This is a genomic window from Mycobacterium kansasii ATCC 12478 (genome assembly GCF_000157895.3).
Lineage (GTDB): Bacteria > Actinomycetota > Actinomycetes > Mycobacteriales > Mycobacteriaceae > Mycobacterium > Mycobacterium kansasii.
Genome location: NC_022663.1, coordinates 1,162,217 through 1,184,945, shown reverse-complemented (window position 1 = coordinate 1,184,945; position 22,729 = coordinate 1,162,217). Strand labels below are relative to the sequence as shown.

Sequence of the window (22,729 nt, the reverse complement as noted above, 5' to 3'; positions counted from 1 at the left end):
CCGAAGCGTGTATGACCACGGGTAGGTGCTATTTTCCCGGCGTTCAGCTGTGAGCGGCGGTGTCCTCGCTGCTGGCGCCGGTGGCGTCGGCATCGCTGAGGGCGTTTTGAAGCTGATCGAGCGGATTGCTGCCGGCTCCGGTGCCGAGGCGGTGCGATGGGGCAGACCCGTTGCCGGACACCGGGATGCGGTCCGGGCTGACGTCATTGATGACGTCGGGACCGCCGTTTGAACCGTCGCCCCCGGGACCAAGAACCGGGCCGTTGCCGCCGGGTCCGGGTGGCGGCGGTGGCGGTGTCGGCGTCGACGTGGCACCGGGCGGCGGCGGCGCCGGCAGTGACGTGGATGTCAGTGAGGTTGGCGGTGGTTGGGGGTTGGCGGTTTGCGGTGGCGGCGGCGGGGGACTCGGCGGGAGGTGCAGCGCTTTGATCTTGTCGGTCAGCCGTGCCGCGGCGTCGTTACGGATGCGACGGCGGTCGGGGTTGGGGTCGGTGTTGTCTTGGAAGCAGTGCGGCGGCGCGCCGGAAATGAGTTGCAGCGCACTGTTGTAGCGTTGCTCGGCGCGGGAAATGTCGGCACTGCGAGCCGCCAGGTCACCTTGGGTCTCGCGAACCAGCTCCAAGTTGACGCGTGCCGGGCAGGAGCCGGCGTTGCTGCTGCGGTCCAAGACATCGGTGAAGTGTCTTTCGGCGTCGTCAAGTCGGCCTTCCAGGACGGCGAGATCACCGGCGACATACGCCGCTTGGCCGGGCTCGATGACATTCAGTGTGCTCAGCGTGGCGACATCGGCGCGAAGCGCGTCGATGTCGTGACGAGCAAAGTCCGATACGGCCGCATCGCCGGTCAGCATGGTCGAGATGATCTTTCCGACTGCCAGCAGCGCCACCAGCGCGATCGGCGAGGAGTAGGCGACCAGGCGTCGGCGCAGCCGCAACCGGGACGGCCCGGACTGCCACCACCACGCCGCGCGTTGCCAGGCGCGACGCGCGCCGGTTCGGGGGTCACGTTGCAGCATTGGGCCTCGCTCGTTGTGGTATGCGGTTGCGGCGGAATTCCCGCAGTGTCAACGAGATTTCCCCCAGCGCCAGTACGGCGGCCAGACCGGTGAACACCCAATACAATTCGGTGCGCTCCACTGTGGCCGACGCGATCACTGGCGAGTCGGTTGATCGAGAGCCGGTCAAGTCGACGGCGGGCACGACGGGGGTGATTGGGCCGCTGTCTCGGTGAAAATACGGCATGCCTAGCTGAGCTGCGACCGCCTTGAGACCGCCTTCGTTGAGGCCCGAGTGCGCGGCCCGGTCGGTTTGCTTGTCCCACATGTAGACGCGGTCGCCGTTGACGTAGGCCTGCGGGATGGGGCCGCCGGTAGCGGTTCCATAGCCCAGCACGGCGCCACCAGCGATCGTTGCGTGCGGTATATCAAAGTCGCCCTGGGCAGCTCGTGAGCCGCCGGCGCCCTCGCCGAAATAGAACACGAGGTTTTTCGAGTCGTGGTATTGCTGGCCGGCTTCGGCCAGCTTGATCCGCAGCAGGTCGTCAGCGGCTGCCACGTTGACCTGAAACATCGCGTCCTGCGGGACCTCCGTGTAAGTCGACAGCCCTTTGACGAACGGTTTGAGGCTCCAGACGTCGTCGGACAGCGGCCAGTCCAGGCTGGCTTTGGCCGCAAAGCTGATGACCTCGAAGCGGGCGCGCGGATATTGGTCGATCAGCGCCAAGATGTCACTGCGGATGCCCGACATTCGTGATTTGGCGTCCGAGTAGTCCTCGACGCGTCCGTCCACTGACCGGTCGACGACAAAGAACACATTGGCATTGGCCGAGGAGCCACCGGCGGGCCTGGTGTCAGCGCGCCCGTGCGGGTCGCCCTGCGGAAGGCCGGGGCGGGCCGCGGCGAGGACCAGCAGCAGCCCGGCTGCGGTGAGCGCACCCCAGCGCAGCACCACTCGCAGGTAGCGGCCGGTGCCGGTCCGAACCAGCACCCGGTAGAGGGCGGCCATGCGGATGGTGATGAGCGCGACGGCGACGACGACCAGCACGCCGGCGGACACGATCGGCTGAAATGTCATCGCCGCAGCACCGCCAACGAGATGAACAACAGTCCCGCTACTGCCAGCGAGCAAAGTAGCGGCACGTTGGGGTAATCCCACGATCGATTGGTGATGATTGTGCCGCTTGGCAACACGACATTGGGGGGATTGGCGCGGATCTTGTCCAGCAACGCGGCCAGGGTGAGGTCGGTACCGGCCGGATCGGCACCGGCCGTGCCGGCCGGGTTGTAGACGCTGTAGCGGCCGCCGGTGGCGTTGGCAATCGCAGCCAGCGCCTGATTGGACTGCTCGGGTGACTTGACCACGTCGGCGCGGGCGATGACGTTGATCTGCACACCCGCGGCGGTGGCCATGTCCTTGACTTGCTGATCAGAAAACAACGCCGGACGGTCTTCCGCTGCCGCGCGGAAGCTGCTGTACCCCAAGTAGATCAGCGAACGCCGGCGGATGCTCTTGTCCTCGAAAGACGGAAACCCGGTCATGCACAAGGCCAAGACGTCTTGCACACTGCGCGCATAATCGGCATAACTGACTTCTCGCGAGAAACTGTTGATACCCGCGCGTAGTTCCTCGGCTCGGGGCCCGGACAGCTCTTTGGTGGTCTCCAGTTGGTGCTGAAGGCCCGCCATGCCGGCGTAGCGGCTGAACTGGGAGTGAGCGTAGTCGTAATCGCGGGTCAACGGCACGACACGCAGAGTGGGCGAGGTCATACCGATGCGTTGGGTGTCGAATGTTTTGACCTGCCGGGCGAAGTAAGCCAGGAGTCCGGCGGTGGTGGGGTCGGTGATGGGCTCGCCCACGCACACCATGATGTCTTCTGGGTGCACCGCCTCGAAATTACGGCTGGCCGAGGAGAATCCGACCGGTCGTGAGGTAGTCAGCAGTGCTGTGGCGAACACCGTGAGCAGCAGTACGAACGTGATCAGCATTGACCAGAATTGGATACGTGCCACGCGAACGTATTCGGGCATCCCGGTGAGCCGGTCGACGTGTGCCAGCGGCCGCAGCACCTTGGTGATCTTGGCCATCGGCGCCAGCAGTGCCGCGACGACCACGGCGGCCAGTGTGCAGGCGCCGACGATGAAAACGACCCACCATCTCAGGTCCACGTGCAGATCACCTCCGTCGCCGCATGAATCACGCCGTGCATGTCTATGCGTTCGGTGGCGAACCGGGCGTCGTTTAGGGCCGCGAATATCGTTGTAGTCGAGGCCAGTTGGGCATGCGTGGCGATGTCGTTGATGTGCATGTATTGCACCCGTGCGCCGGTCGACAGGAACAGGAAGCCGCGTAGCGCGCGGCTGATTGCTGCGGCGGCCTGACCCTCTGACAGCTGACCTGCCCCATACTGGTCGCCGATAGTGGTGACCGTTCGGGCGAAGCGCCGCCGCAACAGATAGGAATGCACGCCGCGGATGACCGGGATACGGCGCAGCCGCGCGGCGGGCAGGGTCCACACGTACACCCCGGCGTAGTAGCCGATGACGGCGCCGGCGCAGACACCGGCCACAAGCCACCACCAGCCGGAGTATCCGGTGGGCCCGCCGAGGTAGCGCAGCAGGTCACCCGGCATGCTGGAACGCCTCGGTCAGTGCGACGATCTTGGCACGTATTTCGGCGCTGCCGCCGATGCGGGTGGATTGCACGCCCTGGGTTGTCAGGAACTCGTCCAGTTCGGCGATACGCGCGGCTTCGCGGCGACGATAGGCGTCGATGATGCGGGGCCCCAGGGTGGCGCCGTTGAGGACATAACCCCCAGTAGCCACGTCGTAGCCGTCACGTTCGCCCTCGGCGGATCCCACGGCGGGCATGTCGGAGACCATCGCCCACATCAGGTCGTGACGTCCGGACAGCTGTTGCAGCGCGACGGCGAGCCGGCGATCGGCGTCGGGTTCATCAGAGATCACGATGATCAGCATGCGGCGACGGTAACCCGTTGCTACGTAGGTCAATTGGGTAACGATGTCACTGGTGGCGGGCTGGCTGCAGGTGTGGGTGTAGAAGCGCTGCAGCAGGCTCTCGATGTGGGTTTCGCCGCGGCGCGCCCGAATGTTGGCGCTGCCGCGGGAGTCCCCGTACACCATGCCCAGCTCGTCGGAGCGGCCCAGCGTGATCAACCCGATCGCGCCGATCACGTGCAGCGCGACGTCGCGTTTGACCTCGCCGCTCGGTGCCAGCGCGGTCATGTTCCGGCCGGTGTCGGCGATCAGCAAGATCTTGTGGTGCTTTTCGGAGACATAGCGTTTGATCAGTACCGACCCGGAGCGCGCGGAGGCTTTCCAGTCGATGTCGCGGATGTCGTCGCCGGCCACATAGGGGCGCAGGTCGTCGAATTCCAGGCTGCGTGTATGCAGCAACGCGTAGCGACCTCCGTCGAGAAGACCACGAGTGTCGGTACCGAAATACAATTTGGCCCGATTGAGGTGCTTGCCCATGATGTGCTCAGGGCACCCGCACCGCTTGCAGGACTGCGTCGACCGCAACTTGCGGGGTGATTTTTGCGCTGCTGGCTTCGAAGCCCAGAATCAAGCGATGTCCCAACACCCGATGGGCCAGATGCTGAATGTCTTCCGGCCGCACGTGGTTGCGGCCACGCAGCAGTGCCAGCGCGCGGGCGCTTTCGCAGAATGCAATGGTGGCCCGCGGCGAGGCGCCGTATTCGATCACTCGGGCCAGTTGCGGCGGTAAGAACTGCGACGGGTTGCGAGTGACGGCAACCAGTTGGCTTGCGTAGTGCATCAAGGCGGGATCCATGTGGATGCCGCGCACCACCGCTTGCAGCCGGCGCACATCGTCCAGTCCGATCACCGGATCGATCGGACGGTCTTTGTCGTAGATACCGGCATCGCGGCGGACCATGACCTCCACTTCTTCCTGCGCAGTCGGATAGCGCACGATGTCTTTGAGCATGAAGCGGTCGGTCTGGGCCTCTGATAGCGGATAGGTGCCCTCCTGGTCCACCGGGTTTTGGGTGGCGATCACCAGGAACGGCTGCGGTATCGGGTAGACCGTTCCCGCGATGGTGGTCTGGCGTTCCTCCATCGCCTCGAGCATCGCGCTTTGAGTCTTGGCGCTCGAGCGGTTGATCTCATCGAGCAGCACGATGTTGGCATGCACCGGACCCAGCTGGGTGGCGAACGAGTTCGTTTCCGCTTCGTACACCTGGGTGCCGAGAATATCGCTGGGCAATAGGTCCGGCGTGCATTGGATGCGCTGGAACCGGCCGCGGATCGATTCGGCGATTACCCTGGCGGCTGTCGTTTTGGCAAGTCCCGGAACGCTTTCGATCAACACATGACCGCCGGCGAGCAGCCCGATCAACAGCGACTCACGCAGATTATCCTGCCCAACCACCTTGGTGCTGAATGCATGTGACAGCGCGGCGATGCTGCGCTGGGCGGCATCGACGTCGTGATGGTTGGGTTGCACTCGGATTGCGGTCATCGCGGCCTTCCACATGTCAAGAACGGGGTCTCGGGGCTCATCGAAAACTCAATTCCGGCGGTGTCTTGGCCAGATCAGCGGTGCCCGAAAGGAATTGGCTTGCCTCGCCCTGCTTGGTGGCGCCCCCGGTGGTCCTGACCGTTATCGGCGCTTTGACCTCGCCGAAAAACATCAGCGCCAGCCGATAGGGATCGAAGCTGTCGAATTTGACTGCGCTGATATCCGCGGGCCCCCACGCGGCGGTGCCGTCGGCCAAGCCGTAGGGATCCACGCTCATCGGGCAGCCGGGCGGGGCCAGCAGGTTGGACTTTTGACACTTGGCCATCGCCGCGGCGAGCTGGTCTTTCGCCGCGTCGCGGCCCTTGTCCGACAGCACGAAGGTCGGCTGTATCCAGGTTTCGCTGATCAGCGAAACCTGGTCCAGCAAAATTGGTTTCGCCGTCACTGTGATGTACGGGTTGGTCGTGCCTACGTCGATCCAGCCGGGAAACACATACACCGTGGAGTCACCGACGGGCTTACCGAAGAATGTCACCGTCTTGCCGGCAGCATCCCTGTCGCCGACAAGTCCGGGCTTGACCTTGATCGCCGCCGAGGGAAGTTTCCAGCTACCGTGGTCCTTCTTCATCGACAGGGTGGTGTCGGAAACCTTGTCCCCGAAGTTGGCGACCACATGCACCTGAGCGAAGCCGACCGCGGCACCGGCCCCCGTCGAGTCATCGCTGAGAATCCTGATATTGCTGATCGGCCATTGCGCGATCTGCTTTTTGAGGACCTCGTCGGTGAGTAGTTCTTTGGTGGCCGGCAGGTCAGCGCCGTAGGACAGAGCCGCCTCGGCATCCCCGCGGGCGAGCGCCTGCAGATAACCTTTGACCGCATCGCCGGCCGACCCGCCGCCGCCCGGGCCGCCTCGGCCGGCCAGGGTGATGACCAAGACAATGGCCACCACCACGAGCACCGCGCCGCCAGCACCCAGCGTCACCCATAACGGCTTACGGCTCTTGCGCGGTCCCGGCGCCGATGACCAGCCCGGCGGTTGCCCCGGCAAGGGCGGCCCGATGGGCGTCGGTGCACCCGGATGGGGATGCCACCCGGCGCCAGCGGGAGGCTGCTGGCTGCCCCAGCCGCTCTGCAGTGGCGCTTGCTGCGGCTGCCACGGCCCTGCTGCGGGCGGTTGTTGGGGGGCCCATTGGCCCGATGTCGGCGGCTGCGGTTGCCAGCGATCTGCGCCCGGAGCGATGGGATGCGATCCACCCACCGGGTTGGGGCCTCCGAACCGCCCACCCGACCAATCAGTCAAAGCAACAACCTCCAACTAAAGGCACTGACTGTTCAGTGCGGAATCTTGACGGCCGGACGCATTGCGCGCTGCCTGGGCCACAAATTGCCCCTCGCGTCGGCGCTGCGATACCACGTACCACGCCCGATCGGGCTCGTGGGTCGGTCCGGGCTTGCCCAGATTGCGGCCAGCAGCCCACAGGCAGCTGCTGCCATCACCGGTATGTCAGACAGGGTCTTTGGCCTGGCCGGTTCCGAAAAGCGCCTTCCCGCTGCTGGTGTGAGGCCCTCACCAGTCTTAGCCTCAATTCAACGATGGGCTACTGCCTCTCTCGATCGTGAAAATGAACGCCTTAAGTAAACCGGAACCGCCCGATCACGCAACTCAGCCGGTTCGGCCATCGGAAGACAACAGTGACAACAGTGCAACCGGCTCCCACCACGGTTTCGGAACCTTTGGAACCACCGATTCGGCTGCTGGCATCGGTACCGCCAGGCCGGGCCAGAGCGTAAGCGTGGTGCCCCGGGCCTAAAACCCGGGCGCGGGTGCAGTGTTGAGCCGCATCGGTGACCAAACTCACCAACCAGCCGAGCGAGCGTTTCCGCCGCGCCAATGGCCTGGAAGCAACCATCGATAGTTGAGGCGCTTTAGTCTCGAGCTCAACTTTTGTCGCTACCTGGCCTTAAGCCAGCATCGAGTCGATAGCGGAGCGCGGGACCGATGCCTGGACGGGGCCGGCGGACTCGGGCAGCAGCTCACCCGGGTTGAAGAAAAACGTCACCCCGTCGTTGGTGATGGCGAAATTTTGGTAATTCGCGGGATCCAAACCGGCTGTGGGCGCTACCTGCTGTCCGGTCTGCTTTTGCAGGGCGGTTTGCACGATGGGGAAGACGGTCGGTAGCGGGTCGGTTTTGGGCTGCCACAGCGTGTCGTAGGTGATCGGCTTGCGATATCCCTGATCCCAGTTGAACGCCTTGTACTTCGTCGTGGGCTGCCCGCTGCCGACGTTCTGAACGACCTTGAGCACCAAGGACTGGGTGCCGCGAGGCGGTATCGCCGATTCGTAGTTGGTCGAGGTGATCTCCAACTGGTAGGGCGCATCGCGGGGAGCGGACGATTTGGCGACGTTGAGGAAGTCGTCTCGCGTCTGGGCGACGTAGCTTTGCAGCGCCTTCTGGTCGGGGTAGTTACTCGGGAGGCTGATATTGATGGTGTATGCCGGATCCGAAACCTGAATCTGGCATACCTGGCCAGTAGTGGTGCCCTTCAGCTCGTCGCAGTAGGTCTTGGGTGCGGCCGCGGCGATTCCGGGACTGCCGAGCGCGACGACGGCCAGGACAACCAGGGGCACTTTGATTCGCATGCGAGGTTCCCTCCGAGGCAAAGTTGCGGCGCCGGGGTAACGGACCAGTGTCCGGCTGCGGTGACGACCGAGTCGTCGACCAACCGGGCCATCGACCAACATAAGCCATGGCGGCACCCGCGGCGTTCCTGGGGCAGCGGACCCTGGGGCGGCATGTTTTCGGCCAAACCCGATTTTCCCTGCATTTTCGCGTTAGTCTGCTGCGTGATCTGCCGGTCTTGCCGCCGTAAGCGAAAGGAAGCCGAGTGACATCGGGGCAGCCAACGCAACCGGTATCCCAAGAAGAGCCCGCCCCAACCGGGAATCGAGGGCGGCGGCTGCTGCGGTTGTTCCGGGTGGGCATCCAGTCGAAATTGTTGGTGACGCTGCTGCTCTGCAGCATCATGTCGGTGGCGGTCGTCGGCCTCACCGGATATGTGACCGGGCGCAACGCGTTACAGCAAGTGGCAACGGAGCGGTTGCTCGAACTGCGGGAGTCCCACAAGCGACAGCTGGAGGGGCTTTTCGGCGAGTTCACCAATTCCCTGGAGGTATATAGCAGCGGTTTCAGTGCCGTCCAGGCGATCGAGGCTTTCACCGACGGCTTCAACCAGTTGTCCAACGCCACGATCAGCCCGGCCCAGCAGGAGTCGATCGTCAATTACTACAGCAATGCGGTGGTCAAACCGATCAGTCAGCTGACCGGTGACGATGTCGACATCAATGCGCTGCTGCCGACCTCCAACTCGCAGAAGTACCTTCAGGCCAACTACACCCCACAGTGCGCGTCGGCGACCGAATCGGTGTCGTGCAGCGACGCCGGTGACGGCAGCACCTGGTCGGCGGCCAATGCCCGCTACAACGACTTCTTCCGCGGGATCGTCACCCGCTTCGACTATCGAGACGCGTTGTTGCTCGATCTTCACGGCAATGTCGTCTACACCGTGAGCAAAGGCCCAGACCTGGGTACCAACATCTTCACCGGGCCCTATCGGGAAACGGTCTTGCGGGACGCGTACCGAAAAGCGTTGCGCTCCAACAACGTTAACTTCGTGTGGATCACCGATTTCCAGCAGTATCAGCCGCAGCTGGACGCTCCCACCGCATGGGTGGTGTCGCCGATCGGGATGGCCGGCAAGATCGAAGGCGTTATGGCGTTGCCGCTGCCGATATCGAAGATCAACGACATCATGAACGCCCACAAGCACTGGGAAGCCGTCGGCATGGGCCGCTCGACTGAGACCTACCTGGTGGGCCCGGACAATTTGATGCGTTCCGATTCACGGCTGTTCCTGCAAGACCGAGACAAGTATCAACGGGAGGCGATAGCGGGCGGCACTCCACGCGACGTGGTGGACAGCGCGATCCGGCTGGGAACCACCGTTCTGGTGCAGCCGGTCCCGAGCGCGGGGGTTCGGTACGCCGAACGCGGACAGACCGGCGTCACGAAGGACACCGACTACCTGGGCAATCGGGAGCTGCAGGCCTACGCGCCGGTGGATGTGCCGAACTCCGATCTACACTGGTCGATCCTGGCCACCAGGGACGACTGGGATGCCTATCAGCGGCTGTCCACGTTCGGCAAGACTCTGGTACTGGCAGTCGCGGGGATCACCTTGGCGATCTGCGTGGTATCGATGCTGCTTGCCAAGCTGCTCGTGCGCCCGATCCGACGGCTGGAGGCCGGCACCGAGAGAATCAGCGCCGGCGACTACGAGGTAACCGTTCCGGTGCGGTCACGCGACGAACTCGGTGATCTCACTGCGGCTTTCAACGAGATGAGCCGCAACCTCAAGATAAAAGAGGAGTTGCTCAATGAGCAACGCAAGGAAAACGATCGCTTGCTGCTGTCACTGATGCCCGCACCGGTCGTGCAGCGGTATCGCGAGGGAGTGCAGACCGTCGCGCAGGAACACCAGGACGTCGCCGTCATCTTCGCCGACATGGTGGGGCTCGACGACATGTCCGACGACCTGTCCGGAGACGAACTGGTCGCCGTCGTCAACGAACTTTTCCGGCAGTTCGACTCGGCGGCCGAAGCGCTTGGCGTGGAAAGGATTCGAACGTTCCACAACGGCTACCTGGCCAGCTGCGGTGCCACCACCCCGCGGCTGGACAACATCCACCGAAGCGTTGACTTCGCCATCGAGATCCAGCGCATCATCGACAGATTCAACAGCCGGTCCCGACACAAGCTCCGGCTGCGGGTCGGCGTCAATACCGGGAAGGTCATCAGCGGCTTGGTCGGTCGCGCCAGCCTCGCCTACGACATGTGGGGTGCCGCGGTAAGCTTGGCCTACCAAATGCACAGTGGCTCACCGCAACCCGGCATCTATGTCACTTCACAGGTGTACGAGGCGATGCGCGACATCTGGAAGTTCGTGCCGGCCGGCACCATCTCGGTCGGCGGTTCGGAGCAGCAAATCTGGCGGTTGGTGGAACGCCAATGAACATCTTCGGTGCCTCGTGGTTCTATTGGGCGGTCTCGGTCGCGCTGGGACTGCCGGTCCTGATCGTCATTCTCACCGAGTTGCAGCACACGTTGCGCCGCAGAGGAAGTCATCTCGCCAGGCAGATCAGCCTGCTGCGCAACTACTTGCTGCCGCTGGGCGCGCTGCTGCTGCTCATCGTGAATTCGGAGGGCGTCCCGGCCCACGACAACGCCGTCCGGATTCTCACCACGGTATTCGGTTTCCTGGTGCTGGTGCTGCTGTTATCCGGGCTCAATGCGACCGTCTTCGCCGCCGCGCCGCAAGGTTCGTGGCGCAAGCGGTTACCGGTGATCTTCCTGGACGTGGCCCGGTTCGTGCTCATCGGAGCCGGGCTGGCGGTGATCCTCTCCTATGTATGGGGTGTGCGGATCGGCGGACTGTTCACCGCCGTGGGTGTGACATCGGTCGTCATCGGCCTGATGTTGCAGAACTCCGTCGGCCAGATCGTGTCCGGCCTGTTCATGTTGTTCGAGCAGCCCTTTCAGATCGACGACTGGCTCGACACCAGCACCGCGCGCGGACGAATCGTCGAGGTGAACTGGCGCGCCGTCCACATCGACACCGGCAGCGGCCTGCGGATCACCCCGAACTCGGTGCTGGCCAGCACGCCGTTCACCAATCTGAGCCGGCCGGCGGGCGGCTACCAACTGGCGATGAAGACCACATTTTCCGACGCGGACTCGCCCGACCGGGTTTGTGCGTTGCTGTCGCGGATTGCCGCCGAGCTGCCGCAGCTCCACAGCGGTTTCATCCCCACCTCCGAGCCGCTCGGCGGCGCCGAGTACTGCACCACGATCGGCTTGCGGTCACCGGCTGACGAAAGTGACGCTCGAGCGACTTTTCTGCGGTGGATCTGGTATGCCGCGCGGCGGGAAAAGCTACACCTCGACGGCGCCGACGACGACTTCTCGACGACCGAGCGCCTGCGGGACGCCCTGAAAGCGGTGGTGGGACCGGCATTGCGGCTCAACGACGCTGACCAGCAGACGTTGCTGTCGCACGCGAGATTGCTGCGATACGGTGCCGGCGAAATCGTGCAATGCGCGGGCGAGGTGCCCGTGGAGATGATGTTCGTCGTCACCGGGCTGGTGCGGCTGACCGCAACGGCCGACGACGGATCGGTGGTGCCGATCACCACCCTGGAAGAAGGCGGGTTTCTGGGTCTGACCGCGCTGACCCGGCAGCCCAATCTCTCCAACGCCTACGCGATCGATGAGGTGACCACGGTGGAGATCGGTCGCGAGCACGTCGAGCATCTCGTGATGCGTCAACCGTTGCTGCTGCAGGACTTCGGCCACATTCTCGAAGAGCGACAAAGCCAGGTGCGCCAGAGTCTGCATCGGGAATGGTTCAACTGAGGAGACCGCCGTGCCAACCGCATGCCCTTACCCGAGCGGATGCGCTTCTCCTTCGAACACCGTGCCCCAGATGCCGACGTCCTTGAGGCCCTCGGCGCCAACGTCATAGGGGTTTTCCTCGAGCACCGCGAAGTCCGCTTTCTTGCCGGCGCGAATGGAGCCGAGCTCGTCTTCTTTGCGCAGGATCCAGGCGGCGTCGATGGTGATCGCCTTGAGCGCGGTGTGCAGGCTGACCCGCTCCTGCGGACAGTTCAGGTTGCCGTTGATCGTCACCCGGTTGGCCGCCACCCAGGCCAGGGTGAGCGGCGACAACGGCGCCATCGGACAGTCGGAGTGCACGGTGAACGGCATACCCATCCGCTCCAGCATCCCCATGCGCACCATCTGTGTTCCGCGATCCGGACCCAGCCATTGTTCGCTGAAGATGTCGCTGAGCATGTACAGGTAGTACGCGTTGCAGGAGACCAGCATGCCGATCTCGTTCATTTGCCGGCACTGGTCCTCGCTGTTGAAGGCATAGTGCTCCAGCGTGGCGCGATGGCCGAAGCGCGGCTTGACGTCCAGCAACCTGCGGATGATGTCAATATAGGTTGCGGAACTGAGGTCACCGTTGATGTGGGCGTGCAGCTGGTAGCCGGCCTTCCAGAATGGTTCGGCGTAGCTGTATAGCAGCTCGGGCGGGGCCATCCACACGCCCTGGTGGCCGTCCAGATAACCCGGGAAGGCGCATTGGGAGAGTCCGCTGTAGATCGCGCCGTCGGCCTGCAGCTTGAAGTGACGGTCGAACATCACCCGCCGGCTGTTGTGCGTTGCCCACTCTTCGGCCGCCTCGAGCGCTGCTGCCGGGTTGACGCCGCGGGGGATGAAGTCGGCCGTGGTGGGCGTGAGAATGATGCGGCAGGGCGCCTGGGTCGACTCCGCGGTGTCGCGGATCAGTTTGGTCTCGCCGACCGGGTCGCCGAAGATGCCAACTCCCATGTCCAGGCACGTGGTCACGCCGGCCATATGCACCATTTCCAGGAAGTTCTGCATCCCCTTGCGATAACGGTCCGGATCGAAGTGGAGTCTGCCCAGCCGAGACGCGTTCAATAGCTGCGCCCCGTTCTCCCAGAAGTGTCCTTCTTCCCAGTTGGCGTCCGGATGCCCGCTGAACTGCTCTGACGTGACCCCGGTCCAGTTGAGCGCGGCGTCGTTGAGGAACAGCTCGTGAAACGACCGATGCCACAAGATGATCGGCTTGTCGCCGTAGCGCTGAGTCAGGTCGGACTTGGTGAGTTTTCCGTGCCACAGCGGATGGTAGCCCCAGGTGACGAACGGCAGCGTCCAATCCTGGTGTGCCGCAACCAGTTTGTCGAGCCCGGCAAGGTAAGACTCCGGAGTTTTCGCCCCGGGGAACTTCCCGGTCGGCAGGGTCCAGTCGTCGGGCGCCAGAAACGGATACTGAGTCAAGACGGCGGGCAAGGACGGGTGAACGTGCGGGTCGATGAAGCCCGGCATCAGGACCTTGTCCCTCATCCGGTCGTCGATTTCGTACTCGTAGCGGTCGAGCCACGGTTGCAAGCTGTCCAGCGTTCCGACGGCGACGATCCTTCCGCCACCCACGGCCACCGCCGTTGCCGTCGGCATCGCCTCGCACATGGTGATGATCTCCCGCGCGGGGAAGACGGTGATTTTCTCGAATGCTTTGTGCGTGAGCTTCTTGGCCGGCCCGTTTCCGGAAAACGTTTCGTCAGAAGGCATGCATGTGGTCCTTTCCCGTCTTCCCGGCCTGCCGCGTTCCGCCAGCACTCACGACTCGGTCGCATCGGATCAAGTCGCATCGGATCAAGAGGCCCCATTGTGCCGAACCCGCCGTTCGGTTATCGCCGAACGATCCCAGTCGCTGCCGTCCGCGGTGCAATATCTTGCCCCACTCGGCCTCGACGCGATTGGGCGGGCGAATTCTCAACTGCTTCGGCCCGTTCGTTCCCGGCCTGGCTCGCGGCGCCCCGGAACCGGGCCGTCGTACCCGGTCGTCTAACGCCCGTTACGCTGGGGCAATGAGTGTGCAAGCGCCGTCCCCGAGCGCTGGGGGCACCTCCCGCCCCCAGGCCCGGGGGACAACTCAGGAGCGAGAGCCGGACTACCGTCGACAGGTGCACGACGCCGCCCGCCGGGCGCGGGTGGCGGCCCGGCTGCTGGCCGTGTTGCCCAGGACCGTCAAAGACCGCGCGTTGCATGCCGCAGCCGACGAGATCTTGTCGCGCGCCGAGCGGATTCTGGCTGCCAATGCCGAAGATCTCGATGCGGCGCGCGCCGCCGGCACACCCGCCGCGATGCTCGACCGGCTTGCCCTGAACCCGCAGCGTATCGACGGTATCGCCGCCGGTCTGCGCCAGGTCGCGGGCCTACCCGATCCGGTCGGCGAGGTGCTGCGCGGCTACACCCTGCCCAACGGGCTGCAGCTGCGCCAGCAGCGCGTCCCGCTCGGGGTGGTCGGGATGATCTACGAGGGCCGGCCCAACGTCACCGTCGACGCCTTCGGCCTGACCTTGAAGTCGGGCAACGCCGCGTTGCTGCGCGGTAGCTCCTCGGCCGCGAGGTCCAACGAAGCGCTGGTCACGGCGTTGCGCACGGCGCTGGCCGGCCAGGATCTGCCGGTCGATGCGGTACAGCTGCTCCCATCCGCCGACAGGTCCACCGTCACCCACCTGATCCAGGCGCGCGGCCTGGTGGACGTGGCCATTCCGCGCGGGGGCGCGGGCCTGATCGAGGCCGTGGTTCGCGACGCCCAGGTGCCCACCATCGAAACCGGTGTGGGCAACTGCCACGTCTACGTCCACGAAGCCGCCGACCTGGAAGTGGCCGAACGGGTGCTGCTGAACTCCAAGACCCGTCGGCCCAGCGTCTGCAACGCGGCCGAGACGCTGCTGGTCGACGCGAACATCGCCGATCACGCACTGCCCCGGCTACTGGCGGCGCTGCAGGACGCCGGCGTCACCGTTCACCTCTGTGCTGATGAGAAAGCCGACGACGACAACCTGCGCCGGGAATACCTGGCGATGGAGATCGCAGTGGCCGTGGTCGACGGTGTCGACGCGGCGATCGCTCACATCAACGAGTACGGCACCGGACACACCGAAGCCATCGTGACCACCAATCTTGCTGCGGCTCAACGGTTCACCGAACGGGTCGATTCCGCCGCGGTCATGGTCAACGCGTCGACGGCGTTCACCGACGGTGAGCAGTTCGGCTTCGGCGCAGAGATCGGTATCTCCACCCAGAAACTGCATGCCCGCGGTCCGATGGGACTGCCGGAATTGACTTCGACCAAGTGGATCGTGTGGGGAGACGGCCATACTCGTCCGGCCTAGCCGGCCCTGTTAAGGAGAACTGATTGTGACGGTACCCGCTCGGTCCACGCCACTATTCGCCGACATCGCCGACGTCTCGCGGCGGCTGGCCGAGACCGGTTACCTGCCCGACACCGCCACCTCGACGGCCGTCTTCCTAGCCGACCGGCTCGGTAAGCCGCTACTGGTGGAAGGCCCGGCCGGCGTCGGCAAAACCGAACTCGCGCGTGCCGTCGCCCAGGCCACCGGATCCGGCCTGGTCCGGCTGCAGTGCTATGAGGGCGTCGACGAGGCACGGGCCCTCTACGAGTGGAACCATGCCAAGCAGATCCTGCGCATCCAGGCCGGCTCGGGCGACTGGCAGAGCACCAAGGACGACGTATTCAGCGAGGAGTTCCTGCTGCAGCGTCCGTTGCTGACGGCGATCCGGCGCACCGATCCGACGGTGCTGCTGATCGACGAAACCGACAAAGCCGACATCGAAATCGAAGGCCTGCTGCTGGAGGTGCTCTCCGACTTCGCGGTGACCGTTCCCGAGCTGGGCACGCTCACCGCCGAGCGGGCGCCGTTCGTGGTGCTGACCTCCAACGCCACCCGCGAACTGTCCGAGGCACTCAAGCGTCGCTGCCTGTTCCTGCACATCGATTTCCCCAGTCCCGAGCTGGAGCGACGCATCCTGCTGTCGCGGGTTCCCGAGCTGCCCGGGCACCTGGCCGAGGAGCTGGTGCGCATTATCGGGGTACTGCGCGGCATGCAGCTCAAGAAGGTGCCGTCGATCGCCGAGACCATCGACTGGGGACGGACGGTGCTGGCGCTGGGCCTGGACACCATCGACGACGCCGTGGTGGCCGCCACGCTCGGCGTCGTGCTCAAACACCAATCCGACCAGCAACGCGCGGCCGGCGAGCTGCGGCTCAACTGAAGGGACTGCACCGATGGCCACCCGACGTATCCGTCCCACCCGGCCGCTCGCCCCGCACGGGCTGCCCGGCCATCTGGTCGGGTTCGTGGAAGCGCTTCGCGCCGTTGGGATTTCGGTGGGTCCGTCCGAAACGGTGGATGCCGGGCGGGTGATGGCAACCCTGGGTCTGGGCGATCGTGACGTGTTGCGGGAGGGCATCGCGTGCGCGGTGCTGCGCCGCCCTGATCACCGCGAGACCTACGACGCGATGTTCGACCTGTGGTTTCCCGCAGCACTGGGCGCCCGCGCGGCGGTCACCGAGGACGACGCCGCCGACGACGGTTCGCTGCCGCCCGACGACGTCGAGGCGATGCGGCAGTTGCTGCTGGATCTGCTGACCGACAACCCCGACCTGGCCGATATGGACGAACGGCTGGTGGCGATGATCGCGCGCATCGTCGAGGCCTACGGCAAATACAGCTCCAGCCGTGGCCCGTCGTTCTCGTCGTATCAGGCGCTCAAAGCGATGGCGCTGGACGAACTGGAGGGCAAGCTGCTGGCCGGGCTGCTGGCACCCTACGGCGACGAGCCCACCCCCACCCAGGAGCAGATAGCCAAAGCGCTTGCAGCGCAACGGATTGCACAGTTGCGTAAGTTGGTCGACGCGGAGACCAAGCGACGTACCGCCGAGCAGCTTGGCCGGGACCACGTCCAGATGTACGGCATCCCGCAGCTTTCCGAGAACGTCGAGTTCCTGCGCGCTTCCGGTGAGCAACTTCGACAGATGCGCCGGGTGGTGGCCCCGCTGGCCCGCACGCTGGCGACCCGGCTGGCGGCACGCCGGCGCCGGGCCCGCGCCGGATCGATCGACCTGCGAAAGACGCTGCGCAAGTCGATGTCCACCGGCGGCGTCCCGATCGACGTGGTGCTGCGCAAACCGCGCCCGGCCCGTCCGGAACTGGTTGTCCTGTGCGACGTTTCCGGTTCCGTCGCCGGGTTCAGTCACTTCACGCTGTTGCTGGTCCATGCGCTGCGCCAACAGTTTTCCCGAGTTCGGGTGTTCGCCTTCATCGACACCACCGACGAAGTGACCCACATGTTCGGCCCGGAAGCCGATCTGGCCGTGGCTATTCAGCGGATCACCCGCGAAGCCGGGGTGTATGCCCGCGACGGCCATTCCGACTACGGCAACGCGTTCGTCTCGTTCCTACAGGCGTTCCCGAGCGTGCTGTCGCCGCGCAGCTCACTGCTGGTACTCGGCGACGGCCGCACCAACTACCGCAACCCGGCCGTCGACGTGCTGGCCGACATGGTCACCGCGAGCCGCCACGCGCACTGGCTCAACCCCGAGCCCAAACACCTGTGGGGCAGCGGCGACTCGGCAGTGCCGCGCTATCAGGAAGTGATCGCCATGCACGAATGCCGCTCGGCCAAACAGCTGGCCGAAGTGATCGACCAGCTGCTGCCGGTGTGACCCGGCTCAGCGGGTTTTGCGGAAGACGAGCCAGCGCATCGTGATCGGGCTCGTCTCCCGCTCGACGGGGAACACGTCGAGGCCGCTGACCCAGTCGGCATACCAGCTGGTGGGCGGCCAGGCGCCCGGGGGCAGGTGCGCCTTCTCGTAGTCGTAGACGGAGTCGTCTCCGACGAGCTCCAGCGGAAGTCCGCCTGCGGCAGCCGCCATCTCGGGTCGGGTGAAGATGCTCGTGTACACCTGTTGCCCGAACTCCCGGGTGGCCTCGTCGAGGATGTAGTCCGGGTCGGTCAGGAATGCGTTGAACACCAAGCGGCCGCCGGGAACCAGGCACTGTGCCGCCAGTTCGAACAGGCCGCGCAACTGCTGTGTCGTCCGGAAATCAGATACCACTTCGGAGAGCACAATCAGCTGGTAGTCGCGCCGCAGCTCGTCCATGCTCGAAAAGACATCCCGCACGATGACCCGCACGTCGAGGGATTCCCGTTCGGCGTCGCACCGGATGATGTCGGCGAACTTCGGGGTCATTTCCACCACGTCGACCGGATGTCCGCGCCGCGCCAGGGCAAGGGTGTTTCGGCCGGTTCCCGCCCCGATCTCGAGCACCCGGACAGTGCGGGGTTCGGCCGCTTCGTTGGCCAGCGCCCACACCCGTGCGTCAGGCTCGGTCCCGAACAGCGGGGGCTCGCGGGTGCTGATCCAGTTCTCGTATTCCTGGGCCACGGTTCGCCAATGGGCGCGCACCTGGTAGTGCAGGGTGGGGCCGATCGGAGCATTGAACGAGATGATGATGTTCGAGCGATGCGAGGCGGCGTACGCCTCGGCCAATTGGGCCTCGAGGACCTTTCTGACATGGGCAAGTTCGTCGTCGGAAAACTGCCGGCCCACGGTGGCGAAGAGCTTGGCGCACATCGCCACGTATTCGTCGATCATGCCCGGCACGGCCGGCAACGTGATCTCGCCGGTGACCTGGGAGCGGGTGTAGAACCGCCGGGTCATGGACTCCTTCAGCAACGCTGTGGGCTGGTCCGGCCTGGGCGCCATGTTATCCACAGACACCTTTTACACGACCTGGCGCGCGGTTACACCGGCATTGAAGCAATGGTGTAGGCCGGCTTAGGCCGGCTTAGGCCGGCTTAGGCCATGCTGAGGCCCGACGTCCTCCGAACTGGCGCCGGCCAACGAATGGCTGACGGATCGCGGCGCTCGGATCAGCAACTCGATGTCCAGTTCCGGGCGGTCGCGGGGGCCGGTGTGGGAGATGGAAGATCGCGTGCTGGTGCGGTTAGGTCGGTGGCTGGCGGCGCCGAGTGTGCGCTGGCGGCGCCGAGTGTGGCTGGCAGCGCCGAGTGTGCGCTGGCGGCGTCGAGTGTGCCGTCAGGGCGGCCGACTCGTGCACGTGCCCGCCCTACATACACAGTCAAAGCCGTCACTGCACACTCGATCCGGTGGCATGGCCGCCGATTGGGTCAGCACCTGAGGCATCTCCCCAACGCCTGCCATGACGAGCGGTTTGAGCCAAGCTGCGGTATCGGCGTGCCGAAAACAGAGCCCGGCGTCCGGGGGCTGCGCCCAGAGGACATCGTTGACCAGCAGCATTCGTGGTCAGCTCAACCATGAATTTCCGAGTGAGGCGCGGAGACGTCCGGCGCCCGCCGATTCCGGCGTGCCAGGATCCGCCGATGCTCTTCGGCGGTTGCATCCGGCCAGCGCATCGTCGACGATGCAGGCCAGCTGAACCGCGCGACAAGATCCGCGAAAGGTCGAAGTAAGCTGGCAAATCGTGCAAAGGCACCGTCGCAGGCTGGGAGTGATGGGTGGGACATTCGATCCCATCCACCACGGCCACCTGGTGGCCGCCAGCGAGGTCGCCGACCGGTTCGACCTGGACGAAGTGGTGTTCGTGCCCAGCGGCCAGCCCTGGCAGAAGGGCGGCGACGTTTCCGCCGCCGAGGACCGCTATCTGATGACGGTGATCGCGACCGCGTCCAATCCCCGCTTTTCGGTGAGCCGGGTCGACATCGACCGCGGCGGCCCCACCTACACCAAGGACACGTTGCGCGATCTGCACGACCTCGACCCGCAGGCGCAGCTGTACTTCATCACCGGCGCCGACGCACTGGCGTCGATTCTGTCGTGGCACCGCTGGGAGGAGCTGTTCGAGCTGGCGCGGTTCGTCGGTGTCAGCCGACCCGGCTACGACCTGCGCCACGACCATGTCACCGCCGCCCTGGCCGGGCTGTCCGAGGATGCCTTGACCCTGGTCGAGATCCCGGCGCTGGCCATCTCGTCCACCGATTGCCGTCAGCGGGCCGCAGAATCACGGCCATTGTGGTACCTGATGCCCGACGGCGTCGTGCAGTACGTCTCCAAGCGCCGCCTCTACCGCAAACCCGAGGAGCCCGCGAACCCCACGAGCTCCAGCCTGACTGCGGGAAACAGCGCATGACCGCCACTCAGGAAGCCATCGATATGGCGACCGTGGCCGCCGGTGCGGCCGCAGCCAAGCTCGCCGACGACGTCGTGGTCATCGACGTCTCGGGGCAACTGGTCATCACGGACTGTTTCGTCATTGCCTCGGCGTCCAACGAACGGCAGGTCAACGCGATCGTCGACGAAGTCGAGGAGAAGATGCGCCGGGCTGGTTACCGGCCGGCGCGGCGCGAGGGCGCCCGGGAAGGCCGCTGGACGTTGCTGGATTACCGCGACATCGTCGTGCATGTCCAGCACCAGGATGACCGGGACTTCTACGCCCTGGACCGGCTGTGGAGCGACTGCCCGGTGGTGCCGGTGAACCTGGCGCCGACCTCCGAGGATCTGCAATGAGGGTGCGGCGGCTGGTGATGCTGCGCCACGGGCAAACCGATTTCAACCTGGGCAGCCGGATGCAGGGTCACCTGGACACCCACTTGACCGACCTGGGCCGAGCCCAGGCGGTCGCCGCCGCCGAAGCGCTGGGCAAGATGCAGCCGCTGCTGATCGTGTCGTCGGATCTGCGGCGTGCCTACGACACGGCGATGACACTGGGAGAACGGACCGGATTGCCGGTCCGGGTTGACCGCCGGTTGCGCGAAACTCACATCAGCGACTGGCAGGGCATGACCCACGCCGAGATCGACGACGAAGCGCCTGGTGCGCGGCTGGCCTGGCGGGAGGATGCGACATTGGCACCGCACGGCGGGGAAAGCAGGATTGACGTCGCCGCCCGAAGTCTGCCGGTGGTCACCGAATTGGTGTCCGCCGAACCCGGTTGGGGTGACCCTCAACAACCGGATCGACCGGTGGTGCTGGTGACCCACGGAGGGCTCATCGCCGCGCTGACCGCCGCGCTGCTGCAGCTGCCGGTAGCCCACTGGCCCGCCCTGGGTGGTATGGGCAACGCCAGTTGGACACAACTCAGCGGACATTCGGCCAGCAATAACGCCGAGATCCGCTGGCGCCTCGATGTGTGGAATGCCTCGGCTCAGGTTGTCGGCGATGTCCTCTGAGGCTCGGCCGGTGCTGCTGGTCTTCGCCGACTCGCTGGCCTATTACGGGCCCACCGGCGGCCTACCCGCCGACGACCCGCGCATCTGGCCCAATATCGTTGCAGCCCAACTGGATTGGGATCTAGAATTGATCGGCCGCATCGGCTGGACGTGCCGGGACGTGTGGTGGGCGGCGACCCAAGACCCGCGTTCGTGGGCGGCGCTGCCCCGGGCGGGAGCGGTGGTCTTCGCCACCAGCGGGATGGATTCGCTGCCGTCGGTGCTGCCGACCGCGCTGCGTGAACTCATCCGGTACGTCCGCCCACCCTGGTTACGGCGGTGGGCGCGCGACGGCTACGCCTGGGCGCAGCCCCGGTTTTCGCCGGTGGCCCGGTCCGCGCTACCCCCGCACCTGACCGTCGAATACCTCGAACAGACCCGCGGCGCAATAGATTTCAACCGGCCCGGCATCCCGGTGGTGGCATCCCTGCCGTCGGTGCACATCGCCGAGACCTACCGCAGGGCGCACCACGGCCGGAAGGCTACCGCGGCCGCGATCATCGAATGGGCACAGGGTCACGATATTCCCCTGGTGGACCTCAAAGCCGCTGTCGCCGAGCACATTATGAGTGGGCGAGGCAATCCGGACGGCATTCACTGGAACTTCGAAGCCCATCAGGCGGTCGCGGAACTGATGCTCAAGGCGCTGGCCGAAGCCGGGGTGCCGAACGAGAAGCCGCGCGGCTGAGCCATGTCCGTCGTGGTGGTGACGGATACGTCGGCGCGCCTACCTGCCGACCTGCGCGACACCTGGGCGATACGCGAAGTGCCGCTGCATATCCTGCTCGACGGCGCCGACCTTCGCGACGGTGTCGATGAGATACCCGCCGACATCTACCAGCGCCACGCCACCACCGCCGCGGCCACCCCAGCCGAGCTGGATGCCGCCTACCGGCAGGCGCTGGCCGACAGCGACGGCGACGGCGTGGTGGCGGTACATATCTCGTCGGGACTGTCGGGAACCTGCCGTGCCGCCGAGCTGACCGCGGCCGGCCTCGGCCCGGCCGTGCGGGTCATCGACTCGAAGTCGGCGGCGATGGGCACCGGATTCACGGTGCTGGCTGCCGCGCGTGCCGCGGCGGCCGGCAATGACCTGGATGCCGTTGCTCGCGCCGCCCAGGAAGCGGTGCGGCGTACGCAAGCGTTCATCGTCGTACACCGGCTGGACAACCTGCGCCGCAGCGGGCGGATCGGCGGAGCCAAGGCATGGCTGGGTACCGCGCTGGCGCTCAAGCCGATACTTCGCATCGACGACGGGAAACTTGTTCTGGCCCAACGTGTTCGCACGGTCAAACACGCGATGGCGGCGATGATCGACAGGGTGTGCGAGGTGGTGGGCGAAGGCCCTGCTGCTGTTGCGGTGCATCACGTCGCCAACTCCGGCGGCGCCGGGGAAGTGGCGGCGGAGCTGGCCCGGCGGCTCCCGGCGGGTGAGCCGGCAATCGTGACCGACTTGGGGCCGGTGCTGGCGGTACACGTGGGCGCCGGGGCGGTCGCAGTCTGCCTGCACGTTGACCGTTAGCGCT

At 65.4% G+C, this 22,729-nt stretch carries 20 protein-coding genes; 10 read left to right on the top strand and 10 right to left on the bottom strand.

Translation table 11 applies throughout. The annotated features are described in order from the left end of the window. Positions 1-43: 43 nt before the first annotated feature. The 8 genes from MKAN_RS30295 to MKAN_RS05010 all read right to left on the bottom strand — a co-directional run bounded on the left by MKAN_RS30295 (position 44) and on the right by MKAN_RS05010 (position 8,140). Complete coding sequence (locus MKAN_RS30295) at positions 44-1,015, bottom strand: hypothetical protein (RefSeq protein ID WP_023365821.1); 972 nt, start codon at positions 1,013-1,015, stop codon at positions 44-46. Further along, the gene (locus tag MKAN_RS05040; RefSeq protein WP_023365819.1) at positions 1,002-2,072 is read right to left on the bottom strand and encodes a vWA domain-containing protein; all 1,071 of its coding nucleotides are present in this window, start codon (positions 2,070-2,072) and stop codon (positions 1,002-1,004) included. The genes MKAN_RS30295 and MKAN_RS05040 overlap by 14 nt, the downstream gene beginning before the upstream one ends. Then, positions 2,069-3,163, bottom strand: coding sequence for a hypothetical protein (locus MKAN_RS05035; RefSeq protein WP_023365817.1), 1,095 nt, complete (start codon positions 3,161-3,163; stop codon positions 2,069-2,071). The genes MKAN_RS05040 and MKAN_RS05035 overlap by 4 nt, the downstream gene beginning before the upstream one ends. After that, entirely contained in the window at positions 3,154-3,627 is a 474-nt protein-coding gene (locus MKAN_RS05030; protein WP_023365815.1) for a hypothetical protein, read from the bottom strand. The genes MKAN_RS05035 and MKAN_RS05030 overlap by 10 nt, the downstream gene beginning before the upstream one ends. Then, entirely contained in the window at positions 3,617-4,489 is an 873-nt protein-coding gene (locus tag MKAN_RS05025) for a DUF58 domain-containing protein (protein ID WP_023365813.1), read from the bottom strand. Before MKAN_RS05025 ends, MKAN_RS05030 begins: the two co-directional genes overlap by 11 nt. A 7-nt stretch (positions 4,490-4,496) precedes the next feature. Beyond that, complete coding sequence (locus tag MKAN_RS05020; protein ID WP_036392969.1) at positions 4,497-5,498, bottom strand: AAA family ATPase; 1,002 nt, start codon at positions 5,496-5,498, stop codon at positions 4,497-4,499. 37 nt (positions 5,499-5,535) lie between these two features. Beyond that, complete coding sequence (locus MKAN_RS05015) at positions 5,536-6,480, bottom strand: DUF4878 domain-containing protein (RefSeq protein WP_051404515.1); 945 nt, start codon at positions 6,478-6,480, stop codon at positions 5,536-5,538. A gap of 979 nt (positions 6,481-7,459) precedes the next feature. Beyond that, positions 7,460-8,140: an esterase gene (locus MKAN_RS05010; protein ID WP_023365807.1), complete on the bottom strand. Its 681-nt coding sequence runs from the start codon at positions 8,138-8,140 to the stop codon at positions 7,460-7,462. A 245-nt stretch (positions 8,141-8,385) separates the two neighbouring features. Between MKAN_RS05010 and MKAN_RS05005 the strand changes: the two genes are divergently transcribed. Next, complete coding sequence (locus MKAN_RS05005) at positions 8,386-10,569, top strand: adenylate/guanylate cyclase domain-containing protein (RefSeq protein WP_036392593.1); 2,184 nt, start codon at positions 8,386-8,388, stop codon at positions 10,567-10,569. Continuing rightward, positions 10,566-11,969, top strand: a complete 1,404-nt coding sequence (locus tag MKAN_RS05000) for a mechanosensitive ion channel family protein (protein ID WP_023365801.1) — start codon at positions 10,566-10,568, stop codon at positions 11,967-11,969. Before MKAN_RS05005 ends, MKAN_RS05000 begins: the two co-directional genes overlap by 4 nt. A gap of 27 nt (positions 11,970-11,996) precedes the next feature. Here the strand turns inward: MKAN_RS05000 and MKAN_RS04995 are convergent, their stop codons facing one another. After that, entirely contained in the window at positions 11,997-13,709 is a 1,713-nt protein-coding gene (locus tag MKAN_RS04995; RefSeq protein WP_023365799.1) for an amidohydrolase, read from the bottom strand. A 299-nt stretch (positions 13,710-14,008) separates the two neighbouring features. Here MKAN_RS04995 and MKAN_RS04990 point away from each other — a divergent pair, with 299 nt between their 5' ends. Genes MKAN_RS04990 through MKAN_RS04980 form a run of 3 tightly spaced genes read left to right on the top strand, consistent with a single transcriptional unit; the run spans position 14,009 to position 17,676 of the window. Beyond that, a complete protein-coding gene (locus tag MKAN_RS04990) occupies positions 14,009-15,322 on the top strand; it encodes a glutamate-5-semialdehyde dehydrogenase (RefSeq protein WP_225722856.1) in 1,314 nt (437 codons plus the stop codon). A gap of 25 nt (positions 15,323-15,347) precedes the next feature. After that, a complete protein-coding gene (locus MKAN_RS04985) occupies positions 15,348-16,223 on the top strand; it encodes an AAA family ATPase (RefSeq protein WP_023365795.1) in 876 nt (291 codons plus the stop codon). A 13-nt stretch (positions 16,224-16,236) separates the two neighbouring features. Then, complete coding sequence (locus tag MKAN_RS04980; protein ID WP_023365793.1) at positions 16,237-17,676, top strand: vWA domain-containing protein; 1,440 nt, start codon at positions 16,237-16,239, stop codon at positions 17,674-17,676. Positions 17,677-17,682: 6 nt separating this feature from the next. Here MKAN_RS04980 and MKAN_RS04975 read toward each other — a convergent pair whose 3' ends face one another. Then, positions 17,683-18,720, bottom strand: a complete 1,038-nt coding sequence (locus MKAN_RS04975) for a class I SAM-dependent methyltransferase (protein WP_036392596.1) — start codon at positions 18,718-18,720, stop codon at positions 17,683-17,685. Positions 18,721-19,489: 769 nt separating this feature from the next. Here MKAN_RS04975 and nadD point away from each other — a divergent pair. Genes nadD through MKAN_RS04950 form a run of 5 tightly spaced genes read left to right on the top strand, consistent with a single transcriptional unit; the run spans position 19,490 to position 22,725 of the window. Further along, positions 19,490-20,125: a nicotinate-nucleotide adenylyltransferase gene (gene nadD, locus MKAN_RS04970; RefSeq protein WP_023365789.1), complete on the top strand. Its 636-nt coding sequence runs from the start codon at positions 19,490-19,492 to the stop codon at positions 20,123-20,125. Continuing rightward, complete coding sequence (gene rsfS, locus MKAN_RS04965) at positions 20,122-20,502, top strand: ribosome silencing factor (RefSeq protein ID WP_023365788.1); 381 nt, start codon at positions 20,122-20,124, stop codon at positions 20,500-20,502. The genes nadD and rsfS overlap by 4 nt, the downstream gene beginning before the upstream one ends. Further along, entirely contained in the window at positions 20,499-21,164 is a 666-nt protein-coding gene (gene gpgP, locus MKAN_RS04960; protein WP_023365785.1) for a glucosyl-3-phosphoglycerate phosphatase, read from the top strand. The genes rsfS and gpgP overlap by 4 nt, the downstream gene beginning before the upstream one ends. Then, positions 21,154-21,891, top strand: a complete 738-nt coding sequence (octT, locus tag MKAN_RS04955) for a diglucosylglycerate octanoyltransferase (RefSeq protein WP_036392599.1) — start codon at positions 21,154-21,156, stop codon at positions 21,889-21,891. The genes gpgP and octT overlap by 11 nt, the downstream gene beginning before the upstream one ends. 3 nt (positions 21,892-21,894) lie before the next feature. Beyond that, positions 21,895-22,725, top strand: coding sequence for a DegV family protein (locus MKAN_RS04950; protein WP_023365781.1), 831 nt, complete (start codon positions 21,895-21,897; stop codon positions 22,723-22,725). Positions 22,726-22,729 lie beyond the last annotated feature (4 nt).

What these genes read in the sequence shown, in the direction of transcription:
- MKAN_RS30295 (WP_023365821.1), bottom strand. Translation starts at nt 1,015, where the DNA reads ATGCTGCAACGTGACCCCCGAACCGGCGCGCGTCGCGCCTGGCAACGC.
- MKAN_RS05040 (WP_023365819.1), bottom strand. Translation starts at nt 2,072, where the DNA reads ATGACATTTCAGCCGATCGTGTCCGCCGGCGTGCTGGTCGTCGTCGCC.
- MKAN_RS05030 (WP_023365815.1), bottom strand. Translation starts at nt 3,627, where the DNA reads ATGCCGGGTGACCTGCTGCGCTACCTCGGCGGGCCCACCGGATACTCC.
- MKAN_RS05025 (WP_023365813.1), bottom strand. Translation starts at nt 4,489, where the DNA reads ATGGGCAAGCACCTCAATCGGGCCAAATTGTATTTCGGTACCGACACT.
- MKAN_RS05020 (WP_036392969.1), bottom strand. Translation starts at nt 5,498, where the DNA reads ATGACCGCAATCCGAGTGCAACCCAACCATCACGACGTCGATGCCGCC.
- MKAN_RS05010 (WP_023365807.1), bottom strand. Translation starts at nt 8,140, where the DNA reads ATGCGAATCAAAGTGCCCCTGGTTGTCCTGGCCGTCGTCGCGCTCGGC.
- MKAN_RS05000 (WP_023365801.1), top strand. Translation starts at nt 10,566, where the DNA reads ATGAACATCTTCGGTGCCTCGTGGTTCTATTGGGCGGTCTCGGTCGCG.
- MKAN_RS04995 (WP_023365799.1), bottom strand. Translation starts at nt 13,709, where the DNA reads ATGCCTTCTGACGAAACGTTTTCCGGAAACGGGCCGGCCAAGAAGCTC.
- MKAN_RS04990 (WP_225722856.1), top strand. Translation starts at nt 14,009, where the DNA reads ATGAGTGTGCAAGCGCCGTCCCCGAGCGCTGGGGGCACCTCCCGCCCC.
- MKAN_RS04980 (WP_023365793.1), top strand. Translation starts at nt 16,237, where the DNA reads ATGGCCACCCGACGTATCCGTCCCACCCGGCCGCTCGCCCCGCACGGG.
- MKAN_RS04975 (WP_036392596.1), bottom strand. Translation starts at nt 18,720, where the DNA reads ATGGCGCCCAGGCCGGACCAGCCCACAGCGTTGCTGAAGGAGTCCATG.
- nadD (WP_023365789.1), top strand. Translation starts at nt 19,490, where the DNA reads ATGGGTGGGACATTCGATCCCATCCACCACGGCCACCTGGTGGCCGCC.
- rsfS (WP_023365788.1), top strand. Translation starts at nt 20,122, where the DNA reads ATGACCGCCACTCAGGAAGCCATCGATATGGCGACCGTGGCCGCCGGT.
- gpgP (WP_023365785.1), top strand. Translation starts at nt 20,499, where the DNA reads ATGAGGGTGCGGCGGCTGGTGATGCTGCGCCACGGGCAAACCGATTTC.
- octT (WP_036392599.1), top strand. Translation starts at nt 21,154, where the DNA reads ATGTCCTCTGAGGCTCGGCCGGTGCTGCTGGTCTTCGCCGACTCGCTG.
- MKAN_RS04950 (WP_023365781.1), top strand. Translation starts at nt 21,895, where the DNA reads ATGTCCGTCGTGGTGGTGACGGATACGTCGGCGCGCCTACCTGCCGAC.